The 14,964-nt window shown below is 44.1% G+C and carries 12 protein-coding genes; 1 reads left to right on the top strand and 11 read right to left on the bottom strand.

The features are described 5' to 3' along the window. Positions 1-5: 5 nt before the first annotated feature. From ligA to ffh, 11 genes are all read right to left on the bottom strand, one after another. Entirely contained in the window at positions 6-2,012 is a 2,007-nt protein-coding gene (gene ligA / locus V202x_RS21180; RefSeq protein WP_145178845.1) for an NAD-dependent DNA ligase LigA, read from the bottom strand. A gap of 40 nt (positions 2,013-2,052) precedes the next feature. Continuing rightward, positions 2,053-3,036, bottom strand: coding sequence for a GDP-mannose 4,6-dehydratase (gene gmd / locus V202x_RS21175; RefSeq protein ID WP_145178844.1), 984 nt, complete (start codon positions 3,034-3,036; stop codon positions 2,053-2,055). A 137-nt stretch (positions 3,037-3,173) separates the two neighbouring features. Beyond that, positions 3,174-4,889 carry a cation:proton antiporter gene (locus tag V202x_RS21170; protein ID WP_145178843.1) on the bottom strand — a complete coding sequence of 572 codons (1,716 nt, stop codon included), beginning with the start codon at positions 4,887-4,889 and terminating at the stop codon, positions 3,174-3,176. Positions 4,890-5,076: 187 nt separating this feature from the next. Next, on the bottom strand, positions 5,077-6,555 hold the full coding sequence (locus tag V202x_RS21165) for an aldehyde dehydrogenase family protein (protein WP_145178842.1): 1,479 nt from the start codon (positions 6,553-6,555) through the stop codon (positions 5,077-5,079). A gap of 197 nt (positions 6,556-6,752) precedes the next feature. Beyond that, positions 6,753-8,042, bottom strand: coding sequence for a beta-ketoacyl-[acyl-carrier-protein] synthase family protein (locus V202x_RS21160; RefSeq protein WP_145178841.1), 1,290 nt, complete (start codon positions 8,040-8,042; stop codon positions 6,753-6,755). A 598-nt stretch (positions 8,043-8,640) separates the two neighbouring features. Further along, the gene (locus tag V202x_RS21155; RefSeq protein WP_145178840.1) at positions 8,641-9,084 is read right to left on the bottom strand and encodes a RidA family protein; all 444 of its coding nucleotides are present in this window, start codon (positions 9,082-9,084) and stop codon (positions 8,641-8,643) included. 91 nt (positions 9,085-9,175) lie between these two features. Then, positions 9,176-9,583: a YraN family protein gene (locus tag V202x_RS21150; protein WP_145178839.1), complete on the bottom strand. Its 408-nt coding sequence runs from the start codon at positions 9,581-9,583 to the stop codon at positions 9,176-9,178. 112 nt (positions 9,584-9,695) lie between these two features. Beyond that, positions 9,696-10,058 carry a 50S ribosomal protein L19 gene (gene rplS, locus V202x_RS21145; RefSeq protein ID WP_144985712.1) on the bottom strand — a complete coding sequence of 121 codons (363 nt, stop codon included), beginning with the start codon at positions 10,056-10,058 and terminating at the stop codon, positions 9,696-9,698. A gap of 78 nt (positions 10,059-10,136) precedes the next feature. After that, positions 10,137-10,838, bottom strand: a complete 702-nt coding sequence (gene trmD / locus V202x_RS21140; RefSeq protein ID WP_145178838.1) for a tRNA (guanosine(37)-N1)-methyltransferase TrmD — start codon at positions 10,836-10,838, stop codon at positions 10,137-10,139. Between the two features lie 33 nt (positions 10,839-10,871). After that, positions 10,872-11,270: a 30S ribosomal protein S16 gene (gene rpsP / locus V202x_RS21135; protein WP_145178837.1), complete on the bottom strand. Its 399-nt coding sequence runs from the start codon at positions 11,268-11,270 to the stop codon at positions 10,872-10,874. A gap of 100 nt (positions 11,271-11,370) precedes the next feature. Next, entirely contained in the window at positions 11,371-12,849 is a 1,479-nt protein-coding gene (gene ffh / locus V202x_RS21130; protein WP_145178836.1) for a signal recognition particle protein, read from the bottom strand. A gap of 641 nt (positions 12,850-13,490) precedes the next feature. Between ffh and leuC the strand changes: the two genes are divergently transcribed. Next, the gene (gene leuC / locus V202x_RS21125) at positions 13,491-14,912 is read left to right on the top strand and encodes a 3-isopropylmalate dehydratase large subunit (RefSeq protein WP_145178835.1); all 1,422 of its coding nucleotides are present in this window, start codon (positions 13,491-13,493) and stop codon (positions 14,910-14,912) included. Positions 14,913-14,964 lie beyond the last annotated feature (52 nt).

Raw genomic sequence — 14,964 nt, 5'->3', positions numbered from 1 at the left:
TAACCCTATTTATCCAACAGTTCTAAAAATTCAGATTCTGACAACACAGGAATATTCAGTTCCTGTGCTTTGCTTAATTTGCTGCCTGCCTTTTCACCAGCCAGCAAATAACTGGTTTTCGAAGAAACACTTCCGGACGCCTTACCACCGTGTTTTTGAATTAGTTCTTTGGCTTCATCTCTTGTGAATTGTGATAAGCTGCCTGTTACGACAACAGTTTTCCCATCGAGAACTCCCTTTGTTTTCTTAGTTTTTTCTACGGGACTCCCCATATTCAGTCCCAGTGTTTGCAACTCTTGAATGAGTTCCACACCAAACTCAGAGTGAAAGAAGGTATAGACTGACTCTGCAATCACAGGACCAATTTCGTCTACTGCCGCCAGATCTTCAACTCTTTGTTTGGAAATTTCACCAATCGTACCAAACTGCTTTTCAAGAATACGTGCATTACTAGTACCTACGTGTCGAATATTCAAACCCGTTAATAGCCGCCATAATGGTTGTTGTTTGGAGCGTTCGATCCCCTCCAGCAAATTTTCAATCGATTTTTCCCCCTGGCGCTCCAGGCTGATGAGCTGATCACGATGTTCATGAAGCCGATATACGTCCGCCAGTCCTTTAATGATCCCCTGATCGAGTAGTTGCTCAACCATTTTAATCCCCATGCCCTCAATATCCATTGCCTGACGGGATGCAAAGTAACGCAATGTTTCGCGTAACGAGGCAGGACAATTTGGATTAGGACAACGGATATAAACACCTCCCTCATCCTGTACGAGAGTCGCTTTACATTCGGGACAGCGTGTTGGAAACTCCAATTCTTGCTGTGTTCCATCCCGTAGATGCTCTTCCACACGAACAACATGAGGTATAATCTTCCCGGCCTTTTCAACTACGACCCAATCACCAATTTGGATTTCCAGGCGTTCCATTTCATCCCGATTATGTAAACTTGCCCTGGAAACCGTAGTACCAGCAATTTGAACTGGTTCTAAATTCGCAACGGGAGTAACAGTGCCTGTTTTACCAACCTGAAAATTAATAGAATCAACCTTAGTTACCGCTTCATACCGCTCCCATTTATAAGCGACAACCCACCGAGGACTCTTGGAAGTATTTCCCAGCAATTCACGTTGTTCAAATTGGTTCACCTTCAGCACGATACCATCGACTTCAAAGTCCAATGTATGTAAGTCATCCATCATTTTCTGGACATGTTCTAGTGTCGAATCCAAATTTGGAAATGCTTCTACATTGGGTGTTACAGGAACTCCCATTTTTTGAAGTGCAGCCAGGTAGTTGATGTGCGTTTGAAAATCGACTCCTTCAACGGCTCCAATTCCGTGCGCAAAAAATCGGATCTTACGCATTGCGCAAAGTTTGGGATCAAGCAGCTTTAATCCCCCGGCAGTCGTATTCCGTGGATTTGCAAACGGTTCTTTTCCCTGTTCTTGCGTTTCCACATTCAAAACTTGAAAATCTGAATTGGAAATAAACGCTTCTCCTCTGATTTCTAATAAATCAGGGGGACACTTTGTGTTTAACCGTAGTGGAACGCCACCAATGGTTCGCGCATTGTGCGTAATATCATCTCCTTGCTGACCATCACCACGTGTAACTCCCTGTATCAAATGCCCCTGCTCATAGATCAAAGACACTGCCACTCCATCGATTTTATACTCGGCTGTCAACTCAATCTGTTCTTCGCCAAGGAGCTTACGAATACGAGTTTCAAAGTCTTTGAGTCCTTCTTGCTCAAAAATATTATCAATTGATAACATTGGCAAACGATGCTCAACAGTCTGAAAACCCTCAATGGGAGCCCCCCCTACTTTTTTCGTGGGGCTGTCAGGTGAATCAAATTCCGGATGTTCGGCTTCTAACTTTTCTAGCCGTTTCATCAATTGATCAAAGTCACGATCAGATATTTCCGGCTTTGCCTGAATATAGTAGAGGCGGTTGTGATATTCGATTTTGTTACGAAGTTCTTCGATTTCTTTTCGAATTGACATGTTGATAATCCGCGTTGGAAGAAGAAAAGAAATGGAGATCTCAAGAATTTGCTTCGTTTAGTATTTTTTCCTGCTGGCTCAGTTTCATGTCTGCCTCGACCATTAAACGCGCTAATTCTTCAAATGTAACCTTAGGTTCCCAATTCAGCTTTTGACGTGCTTTCGTTGGATCAGCACAAAGCAATTCAACCTCTGCAGGTCGATAATATTGTGGATCGATCTCTACATATTTTTTCCAATCCAATTCGACGGCACCAAACGCAGCCTCCAAAAACTCTCTTACAGAGTGAGTCTCTCCCGTACCAATCACAAAATCATCTGGTTTTTCCTGTTGTAAGATGAGCCACATCGCCTCCACGTAATCTCCAGCAAAACCCCAATCTCTTTTTGCATCAATATTCCCAAGATACAACTTATCTTGCATTCCCAATTTAATACGCGAGACCGCTTTAGTAATTTTTCGAGTTACAAAAGCTTCTCCTCGTCGGGGAGATTCATGGTTAAAGAGAATCCCATTACACGCATACATACCATATGATTCTCGATAGTTAATTGTCTGCCAATAAGAAAAGACCTTTGCACAAGCGTAAGGGCTTCGTGGATGAAAGGGAGTTGTTTCGCTCTGTGGAGACTCAACAACTTTACCAAACATTTCGCTGGAAGAAGCCTGATAAAAACGAATCTTTTTTTGACTTCTCTTTTCATAATGCCGTAATGCTTCCAGCAATCTGAGGGTTCCCACCCCTGTTACCTCTGCAGTGTAAACGGGAATATCAAATGAAAGGCGGACATGACTTTGAGCTGCTAAATGATAAACTTCATCAGGCTGAACTTGATCCAGGATCTCATTGAGGTTCGATCCTTCCGCAAAATCGCAATAATATTGATTTTGTGGAGGCTCCCCAATTCCAGGTTTACTGCACGAGGTGATTCCATGAACTTTATAATTTTTATTTTTCAGCAACTTGGAAAGGTAATAACCATCCTGACCATTAATCCCTGAGATTAAAGCAACTCGATTCACCGCAAAAGATCCTGTATCGAAGTGTGAGAAATTCTAATATTAGAACTGTGATTATACTACTTTATTCAGTTTAGAAGTTTTCTGCTGATTCGCAAGAGTCTGCCTGTATCTATCCCATGTCACCTACTGTGTTAAGTTCAGTGACCTTGCTTCGTTTCGATACCTTGCGCTGATCGATGTCCTTTAATGTAATACTTCAATATCTCCCAGCGTCTAATCACACCTAACATCCGATGTGGTTGCTCGCGTGAAACTACCGGTAGACAATCGTAAGAGCCTTCACGGAATTTACTCCAGACAAGCGCTAAAGAGTCATCAGGATAAACGACTGTTTCGAGATTATTTGCCAAGTCCGCCGCTCTCACTAATGAACCTATTTTGGGATCAAATAATGTGTTACTCAAGTCCTGATAGCGAATTACGCCTACCACTTCTTCGTTGGAACCAATCACCGGAAACGTATTATCGTGACTGTGCTCAATAAACGAAATGACTTCATTAAATGTAGCAGTCTGTAATATTCCTTTGACGTTTTTCCGATAGAGTTGTTCGACATTAATTTCGTCATGTGGTTGATCATTCTCTGAAAGCAATCCAAAAGATACCAGAAAACGTCGAATCATTGCTTGAAATTCACTGATCGGATCACCGGCTGTATGATGAATGGCATGAATCAAAGGAACTTCACCCGCCCGCAATACAGATTGACGAATCATTATTGGCCCGACAATTTCAAAAAACACAACGGACCCCAGAATAATTGTCTGTAAATGGCCGCCCAGTACAGGGTCTCGACTGACTGCAATAGCTGAAAGCGTAATGGCTGCACCTGCCTGTGCAAAAAGAGCCGTTCCCAGCCATTGAGAAACTTCTGGCTCTTCCTTTCGTACCTTAGCAGAAATAAAGACACCAAAATATTTACCCAATAATCGAAGTACGATATAGCCGCCTCCAATCAAGCCCGCATGTATAAATCGTTCGGGCTCTAGTTCAGCACCATGGATAATGAAAAACAGCACACATAAAAAACCTGTCAGTGGGTTTAATTCCATTTCTACTTTCGGAACATCTTCTTCAACCAGAGAGTTGGCTACCGTAAAACCCATTGCAAGAAAAGTCAGCATATAAGGCAGGCCTGTTGTCCGACACAGTCCCAACGCTAATGCAATTAACGCGATGAGCATAATAATCCGACGACTACCTTTGATGACTGCGTTTCCATAACTAATCATCAAACCACCAAAGACACCGATAAAAATGGAGCCAAAGATGTCCAGACTCAGATGTCCAAGTTGAGTGAATGCAGAAGCTACCTGACTATCACTTTGAAAAAAGTAAACGGCAACAAAAATAATCTCAAATGCGATAATGGAGACTAAGTTATTGATTGCAACCATGATGCCCGTATATTCGGAAATAGGGCCTTCTGATTCCATTTCTTTAAGAACCAGAATTGTTGTTGCCGGGGCTGTGGCTATTGCCATAGTACCAAGCAAAATGGCAGCACTTCCTGATTCGCCAATGAGCATTAGTCCTACATAAACCGCAAAAAAAGTAGCAAGTATTTCACTCAAAGATATCGGAAGCACACGATGAAACAGGCGTTTGAGACGCGACAGTGTGAAGTGACATCCTAAGTTAAATAACACCAAGGCCATTGCCAAGTCGGCAAGCGGGCTTAACTCTTCAAGGTGTTCGCGTGGAATAACACCAAAGACTGCTGGCCCAAGAATGACACCTACTAATAAATAGGCAGTCACTTTGGGAAGACGAAATAATTCTCCCAATGTGCCCGATAGCAATCCAGCAGCCAGAAAGATTCCCAATGTAAATATGATATGCCATGAGCCCATTTGAACTTCCTGTTCGCTGTGTTCTGAATACAATTGCGGGCGATTATAGCAAAGAATGCTTGCTGGTCGATGCTTACAATAAAAATGGGCTCATAAAATATTCATACTAAACTACTACGATACAATAAGTTCGAACGCTTCACCTTTTCTGCCTCAGTTCATACAGCGATTTACTCTATTGGACCGCTTAATCCAAACTCATTGTTACTGTTTTTAGTTCAGTATAATTTTCCAGACCGGCTGCACCTAATTCACGACCGATTCCACTTTGTTTAAATCCCCCAAAGGGAGCCGCTGCATCAAATACATCGTAACAGTTCACCCAAACTGTCCCCGCTTTGATGCGGTTAGCCAAATGGTGCGCTTTTTTGACATCACTGGTCCAGATTGCCGCAGCTAATCCAAAATGAGTATTGTTTGCCCGGTTCACGACTTCATCGATACTTTTGAAAGGCAATATACTGAGCACCGGACCGAAAATTTCATCAGTTGCAATGGGCATATCATCGGTTACATAATCAAAAATCGTCGGCTCGACAAAATATCCCTTGTCACCAAATCGTGTCCCCCCTGTGACACAATGTGCGCCTGCCGCGTTCCCTTTTTGGATGTAATTTAGAATTTTCTCCATCTGAGCGTGATCAACCTGTGGACCTTGAGTCGTTTCCGGATTTAATGGATCACCTAACTTGCGAGACGCTGCTCTCTCAACAAGCTTGGCAACAAATTCCTTATGGACTGATTCCTCCACGAACAGTCGGCTTCCCGCACAGCAACATTGCCCTTGATTAAAGAACAAACCAAATTCCGCTCCTGCAACCGCAGCGTCGAGATCACTGTCTGCAAAGACAATATTCGGACTTTTGCCACCCAGCTCGAATGTGAGTCGTTTCAAAGTCGCCGCTGCATCAGCCATAATAATTCTTGCGGTTGCATCTTCTCCGGTGAAAGCAATTTTATCTACATCAGGATGTTTCACCAGAGATGCACCTGCTGTAGGGCCATAGCCTGGAATGACATTAATTACACCAGGTGGAATCCCCGCTTCCATCGCCAATTCCGCCATCCTCAGGCATGATAGTGGTGTCTGCTCAGCTGGTTTCATCACGATCGTACAACCCGCGGTTAATGCAGGTGCCCACTTCCAGGCCACCATCAATAGCGGAAAATTCCAGGGAATGATTTGCCCCGCAACACCCAGTGGCTCTCGACGGGTATAACAAAAATGATTGCCACGAATTGGAATCGTGGTCCCTTCTATTTTATCTGACCAGCCAGCGTAGTAGCGCAGGCAATCAATTACGAGTGGTAAATCTGCAGCAAGACTATCTCGAATTGGCTTTCCATTGTCTAATGACTCTAATGCCGCTAGTTCTTCGATATTTTTTTCAACTAAATCAGCCAGACGATAAATTAACTGACCTCGGTCACGTGCATCCATTTTTGACCATGGACCAGATTCAAATGCGTTTCGAGCGGCTTTGACCGCTAGATCGATATCAGCAGCATCTCCCTCTGCAACATTCGCAATCACTTCTTCCGTAGCAGGATTTACGGTCTCAAAGGTTTTACCACTAACCGCGTCTCGCCACTCTCCGTCAATGAGTAGCTGAGTCTGTCGAATGCGAGGAGCAACTGCTACGGTATCAAGAATGTCTGTCGCCATGACTCAATCTCCTGAGAAAATGAAGAGCGGGATCAATTTCAAAGGACGAAATGCTTCATAAAAGTAGAGCTACTACTGCTCGTCCCCCTATCAATATTCTGATAGGTTTCATTCATGTTCTCAAGAGGGAAGACAAGAAGCGCACAAAAAAACGCTAAAACAAAAAAAGTTCTAGCGTTTGGCTAAGATGCTTAAACTTAAATCGCTCGCAGAATTGCTGCGGCACTTTGACCGAATGAAGTTCGACTGACAGTCATAGCGGTCGGAATCGTGAGCGGACGAATTTCCCCATGTACCACATCGAGATTACATAATGGATCTGGTGTTTCATAATTGAGTGTGGCAGGTGTTGCGTTATGACGGATGGAAAGAATACTTGCAGCCAATTCAACGGCACCGGACCCCGCATCAAAATGACCAAAGTAACTCTTGAGTGCAGTTATTGGGATTTTCGCAGCATCATCACCAAACAAACGATGATAGGCTCTTGCTTCGACCTGATCGTCAATTTTTGTACTTTTACCATGTGCATTGATGTGACCAAGCTCACTTGGCTTTAAATCAGCTTGACGCATTGCTGATTCAATAGCTCGAACTAAACCTGTATCATTTTGCTGATTGCTGTTGGAAACGGAATGCCCGTCACACCCTGCACCAAGCCCAATGACTTCCGCATAGATTTCCGCACCGCGACGAACAGCATGATCATAATTTTCAACGACAAATGCCGCAGCACCTTCACCCAGAATCGTGCCGTTTCGATCACGGTCAAATGGCCTGCAAGCGCGCCTGGGGTCTTCGTCTCGTGACAAGAGATCCATCAAATTCTTACGAGAGAGATCAATGGGATTGATGTTCGAAGTACAGGCTCCTACCACCATACAATCAACAGCACCACGTTTTATCCAACGCATAGCCTCAGACAAAGCCAGCAGTGCTGAGGAGTCCTGACTGGTAATCGTATTATTCGGGCCTTGTGCGTTGTGTTCGATCGAGATATGGCAAGCTGGCATGTTGGGAAGTTGTCGGAGCATCCATAAGGGAGTGATCTGCCCCATTGTGTCTTCGCCCCAGCGTGTCAATTCGAAAGAATTATCTTCGCCACAGCGTTTGACTGCCTCGACAAGTTCATCCGGACTCGTCGGAATATGTCCGGCTCCGAATGAAACACCAAAGCGTTCTGGATCGACGACACCACTCGAAATTCCCGCATCATGGACTGCATCTGAAGCCGCAGAAACCCCAAGCTGGATATCACGCGACATAAACTTCAGGAACTTTTTGTTGTAAAGGTGCGCTTCAGGTTGAAAGTCTTTTACTTCCGCAGCCAACTTGGAAGGCAAATTCTCGGTAGGAACTGCTTTGAGTCGATCAATCCCCGAGTCACCTGAACGCATGCTTCCCCAAAAAGCATCGATACCGATACCTATTGGAGAGACCACTCCAATACCGGAAATAACAACACGTGTTTGATTTGACCCAGCCATCTTAGCTTGACCCTAAATCTTCTACAGGAAAAACAATGCAAATCCTTTAACATCATTGCTTTAAAACTGTAGTTGTAAGACTGTTGGAATCCTCAGACTAACACAAAATCTGTTATCACTCTGAGAGTAACTTCTTATTTGAGTTCCTTCTCTTAGTTTATTATCGGAAAACAACAACCAGAAATCTGAGAGTGATCTCAAACCCACACTATTTAATCCTTAAACGAGCAAAAACAAACAGGTTATAACACTGCCGCTGTTTTTGATCACGCTATTGCAAAGACAAAGCTTCGCACAGAATGAGCCAGAATTAAAGGAAGGTGCTTTAAAAAGCAAAGGTGTGATAGAGAGCTAAACTCCCAAATTAGTAGGTTGGAAATCCTTTTCGTAGGTTCGAGTGAAATCAAATCAAGCCAATAAATATAATTGAGGTCCCCATCAACCATATCTCGCACCTAATTGATACCAATCGATAATCATTACACACTTTGTAATCCATTTTGTCAAGCTAATTCTCAGAAAAGCCTGAGACTCACATTATTACCGTAAATCACCTCAAAGATGTGATATTTTGAACACATTTTATTCACAAAGACACTTATGCATCGACGATTTCAAAAATAGCTTCAATCTCAACTGCGACTCCAGTCGGTAAAGCGGCAAAACCAAGTGCACTGCGTGCATGATACCCATCACTGGTTTTACCAAACAACTCATGAAACAAATCAGATGCTCCATTAATCACAAGATGCTGATCAGTAAAATCGGGAGTTGAATTCACACAGCCAAGCAACTTGATGACTTTCAAGCCATTAAGACTTCCATGCTCATGCCGAACTGATCGTAAAATCTTGACTGCACAATCACGAGCAGCTGCCTGTCCTTCTTCTACACTAACGTTTTCACCCAAACGTCCTTTCTGGTCACTGACATGACCAGAAGTCATCAACAAGTTTCCTGTTTTAATGCAGAGATTCAAATAACCAGGTTCAATCGGTTCAAAAGTAAGGCCTAACTCAGCAGCTTTCTGTTCAACAGACATACTCGTTTCCTTCAAATACGAAGTTTTGTTACGAAATTTTTTGTTAATGTAAACCAAAGCAAACAGACTTACAATTTATAATCCAGTCCTGTTAAGTAAAGAACTGAAACTTACCTGAAGGAGCAAATGCATTTTGAAAATGCTGTATTTCGGGTTTTGCTGAATTTGCACGTGCACGAGGCCATAGAATAGAAATGACATCAAACCGAGCGGGCTGTTGAAGTAGCTTGTGTTTTTTTAGGAAGGAACTGGCCAGTCGAGTGAGCTGGCTCTGTTTTTGTGGCGTGATTGCTTCAAACGGCTTTCCCTTAGAATCACTCCGCCGTGTTTTCACTTCGACAAATACGACTGTCTGCCCATCTAAGGCAATCACATCAATCTCACCCTGCCCCGTGCGATACTGTTTCGCGAGAATCGAGTAACCGGCTTGCTTTAGAAATTTGATGGCAGCGCGTTCGCCCTGATCTCCCAACAACTTGCTGAGCCATTTACCAGCCATGAGTGACTACTCATAAACGGAAGTTGTGATGTAAACGAAACAGATTCCTGACAGCCTGATGCAGAAGCACTGAACTGATCTTAGTACTTCTGCAATGCTGAGATAGAATGACTTACTCTTCGCCTTTTTTCGCTCGTCGCTCTGTAAGACGTGTTGATTTTCCAACCCGATCACGCAAGTAGTAAAGTTTTGCCCTGCGAACACGACCATGTCGCTTAATTTCTAGCTTGGCGATTTTGGGGGAATTGACTGGAAAAATTCGCTCAACACCTTCACCAGCGACAATACGTCGAACTGTGAAATTTTCACGCGTTCCACTTCCGCGTCGTGCAATGATGACACCGCTGAAAATCTGAATGCGCTCTTTGTCACCTTCCTGAATTCGGGTATGTACATCTACTGTATCACCGATTTCAAATTGAAGTGGCTCTTCGCGAAGACTGGATTCCTCTACTTTTTTCATTAATTCCTGCATGACTCAAAATCCTCTTTGCACGTTTCTCTGCCCTCGGAAATGAAGACTCAAAACGTACTTGATTACATTAAGTTTAGTTCAAGTTGAATTTGATTCCGACTCAGTTAAAAGGTCTCCACGTCGTTCACGAGTTCGAATTAAACTCTGTTCGTGCCGCCAACGTGAAATCTCCTGATGATTCCCACTTAATAACACATCCGGAACTTCCATTCCACGAAAGTTTTGAGGCCGCGTGTATTGTGGGTACTCCAACAACCCCGATTCTGAAAAAGAATCATATTTGGCACTGCTTTCATCACCTAATACTCCCGGAATTAACCGGATCACAGTCTCAATAATCAACATCGCAGGCACTTCCCCTCCATTGGTAATGAAGTCACCTGCTGAAACTTCCATTGGTTTTAGTCCAATGCGGATTCGTTCGTCGAATCCTTCATATCTTCCACATAATAATGTCAGTTGTTGTTCTTTTGATAATTCCAAGGCCAGTTTTTGATCCAATGTTTTCCCTTGCGGGGTTAACATGATCAACTTACCAGTCTCAGGAATCACCTCTTGAACATGTTCTACGCACTTAAAAACTGTCTCGCAGCCAATCAACATTCCCGGGCCCCCACCATAAGGGCGGTCATCAACTGAGGAATGTTTGTCTGTTGCCCAGTCTCTATAATTCCAACGCTGAATCTCTACTAATTGATTTTGGATCGCCCTTTTGAGCAAACCCTGCTCAAGATAGCTATCAAACAGTTCGGGAAACAGTGTCAGGATATCAAATCGCATTGTGCTCTCTCAGGGAGCGAACTTTTCTCTAAATCACTCAGAAGCCTCTTCCGAAGGAGCTTCTTCAGCTGTAGCACTTTCGTCAGTTGTTGCTTCTGCACTCTCTTCCTGAGCTTCTGGTTCTGGCTCGGGAGCAGGTTCTTTAGGAGCAATCAACGGAGCGGGTGCTGCTGCTGTTCCAAACTTGTTTTGTTTCACTTTTTTGATCAGTGTTGCCACGTTATCAGAAGGTTTCGCTCCGACTGACATCCAGTAATCAACACGTTCCATGTTAATCGCCACGCGCTTTGATTTATCCGCAACAGAGGTATCGTAAGTACCGATTTCCTCAATTGCTTCTCCATCACGTTGTTTGCGTGAATCCATTACACAAATCCGATAGAAGGGTCGATGCTTACGCCCCATTCTTTTCATACGAATACGAACTGCCACTAAATTCTCCTTATTGGATACTAACTCTCATCTTATGGAAGATACAATATTTACGTTATTTACTTTTAAACAACTTCAGATTCATATCACGTCAGTTTCACTAACGATTTTTCTTACGTTGCTTCTTTTTTGCTTTTCTCTCTTTTTTCTTTTTCTCACGCAACTTGACTGGGTCACCACCACGCTTGCTACGTGCTTTCTGCTTTGTAAGCCCTCCCATGGGATCCATCATTCCTCCGGAAGACAACTCTTTCATGGCTTTCATTTTGTCACGCATCCCCATACCAGCCATTTTTTGCATAACACCGGCCATATTATTAAAATCTTTTACGAGACGACTGATTTCGGAAGGATCAGTACCACTCCCCATCGCAATTCGGCGACGGCGACTATGATCAATGAGATCAGGATTTTCTCGTTCGGCTGGAGTCATCGAACTAATGATCGCATCAATGCGTTTCATTTCTGATCCCGGATCAACGTCCGGATTTGTATCCAGGAGTCCTCCCATACCGGGTATCATCTTCATAATTTCCCGCATCGGCCCCATTTTTCGGATGGTTGCCATCTGCTTTTGGAAGTCACTCAGACTGAATTTTCCTGAAGCCATCCGGTTTTGAAGATCAGCAGCTTGTTCTTCATCAAACTGCTGCTGTGCTTTCTCGACCAGAGAGACCACGTCTCCCATACCCAGGATACGACCAGCCATCCGATCAGGGTGAAATGGCTCCAATCGATCCAGAGCTTCTCCGACACCGATAAACTTGATCGGAACGCCGGTTACTTCTTTGACACTCAAAGCCGCCCCGCCTCGAGTATCACCGTCTAGTTTTGTTAAAATGACGCCATCTAGTTCCAGAGCTTCGTTAAAGGCTTTCGCACTGTTAACGGCATCCTGCCCGGTCATGGCATCACAGGCAAAAATCACTTGATCAGGCTGAAGCTTGCGTTCAATCTGCTCCAATTCCTGCATCAACTGTTCGTCAACGTGCAAACGACCTGCCGTGTCGAGGATGACGGTATCAACATTCCCAAGTTTTTTTGCCTGGCTCAGCCCGTTTTGGCAAACCTTAACCGCGTTGTTTCCTTCGGGGGCTTCTGTATGCGCAGGAACTCCAACTTGCCCGGCAATCACCTTCAATTGTTCAATGGCTGCAGGACGTTGCAAATCCGCCGCCACTAACATTGGCTTTCGTCCCTGCTCTTTGAGCAGGCGTGCCAGCTTACCACAGGTAGTAGTCTTTCCACTTCCCTGAAGCCCACACATCATCAGGATCGTGATTCCGGAAGGTTTGAAAGCCAAATCAGGTTCGACTGGCCCCATCAGGTTGATCAATTCCTGATGGACAATCCCGACAATCTGCTCATCAGGTCGAATTGACTTAAGGACTTTTTCTCCAACGGACTGCTCTGTAACCCGTTCGATGAATTTAGTGGCAACTTCATAATTAACATCAGCTTCCAGCAGCGCCTGTCGGACTTCGCGCAGACCATCCTTGATATTGCCTTCGGTTAGTTTCCCACCACGGGCAAGACCGCTGAGCGCATTTTTCAGATTGCCTGTTAATCCTTCAAACACCTGTGATATCCAAATCGCTAATCATGAAAACAACTGAACACAAAACAAAAAACTACGGAAGTACTACCTCTGGTAGGGTATCTGACGATAGAATGCGAGCGCAAAACTCACACATAACCTATGCACTGAAAGAGAGTTAAAACGTCAAAGCGATTCTCTCGATGATGCTGGTATTCGCAAAGTTATGATGAGGTAATAACTTGTATCAAACTGTGGAGTTTAAAAGGTGACCGAATAATACACAACGGTTGCAGCACTTCTTTTTAAAATTCTTATCCCATTTGCTCATCAAAATTCCTACAATGTTATAAGAGTTATAAGAATTCTTCAGAAAAACGCACTCAGACATAGTAAGCCCACCTATAATCTTTTAGTTATACTGAATATTTGAATTTTACGGAGCAAATGCTTTTGATTTTCAGATTTGTCAGGTCTGCAAACCTTATATTCAGGCCTCAAATCGTGTATGGTTCTTGATCACGCATTTTCACCGGGAAAACGATCTCTCTTGATGAGATACAGGAACCGTTCTACTGGTTACGGTGTCCAACCGAAAACAATCCTGCCAAAACTGAATCTGTCATTGTGTAATTGATACTTCAATTCATCTGTCCATTAAATATTTTGAGTTAAAAACCAAGATGAGTAACACGAAAAACCTGTTCGACAAAGTTTGGGACTTACACTTCATTAAAACTCTTGAATCGGGACAGGACCAACTCCTGATCGGCTTACACCTGATTCATGAAGTGACCAGTCCGCAAGCATTTGAAATGCTCCGTGAACGTGGTTTGAAAGTCTTGTTTCCCGAACGAACAATTGCAACTGTTGATCATATTGTTCCCACAAAGAATCAGGCACGGCCATTTGCAGACAATCTCGCTGAACAAATGATGACAGCCATCGAAAAAAACTGTCTTGAATTTGGAGTCACTCTGTTAGATGTAGATGATATTCGCCAGGGAATCGTCCATGTTGTCGGTCCAGAGCAAGGACTAACCCAACCTGGTATGACGATAGTTTGTGGTGACAGCCATACCAGTACACATGGTGCATTCGGCTCAATTGCACTCGGTATTGGAACAAGTCAAGTCGCACATGTATTAGCGACACAGACGATGGCGCTGGAGCGTCCTAAAGTACGTCAAATTTTAATCAATGGTGAGCTTGGTCCTGGCGTAACAGCAAAAGATGTAACCCTGCATGTGATCCGAAAACTAGGTGTTCAAGGAGGCGTTGGCTATGCTTATGAATATGCGGGAGAAGTCTTTGAGCGCATGTCGATGGAAGAACGCATGACCGTTTGCAATATGAGCATCGAAGGGGGCGCCCGCTGTGGCTATATCAACCCCGATCAAACTACGATCGACTACCTGAAGGACCGCCCTTGTTCTCCTCAAGGAGATGCTTTTGACAAAGCCTCTGAGTGGTGGTTGAGCCTGGCATCTGGGCCTGATGCGAAGTTTGATCATGTTGTTGAGTTGGATGCAGCCGAAATCGAGCCTACTGTCACTTGGGGTATCACTCCAGCACAATCAGTCGGTGTCTCAGAAACATTGCCACCCATTTCAAGCTATCCGGAACATGAGCAAACGCTGATTACAGAGGCGTTTCGCTATATGGAACTGGAAGAAAATCAGCCCATTAAGGGACAAAAAATCGATGTTGCCTTTATTGGCTCTTGCACGAATTCAAGGATTTCTGACTTGCGAGAAGCAGCGAAAGTTGTTGAAGGACGTCATGTTGCAGAACATGTAAAAGCACTTGTAGTTCCTGGCTCACAACTGGTTCGTAAACAAGCCATTGAAGAGGGGCTCGACAAAATCTTTTCTGACGCGGGCTTTGAATGGAGAGAAGCTGGTTGCTCCATGTGTCTGGCAATGAATCCCGATAAGCTGGTCGGTAATGAACTTTGTGCATCGTCCAGCAATCGAAACTTCAAAGGTAGACAGGGTAGCCCCACAGGCCGCACCCTGCTGATGAGCCCGACAATGGTTGCCGCCGCCGCCGTTAACGGCTGTGTGACTGATGTGCGAGAAGTAATCAGCCCAGTCACAGTTTAATTTACTAAAAATTCGCTCCTTCAATCACATATAAAAGAATAAAGAACGACAA

The organism is Gimesia aquarii, from assembly GCF_007748175.1.
Taxonomy (GTDB): Bacteria; Planctomycetota; Planctomycetia; order Planctomycetales; family Planctomycetaceae; genus Gimesia; species Gimesia aquarii_A.
The sequence above is the reverse complement of the archived record's forward strand: the minus strand, read 5'-3'. Positions and strand labels throughout refer to the sequence as shown.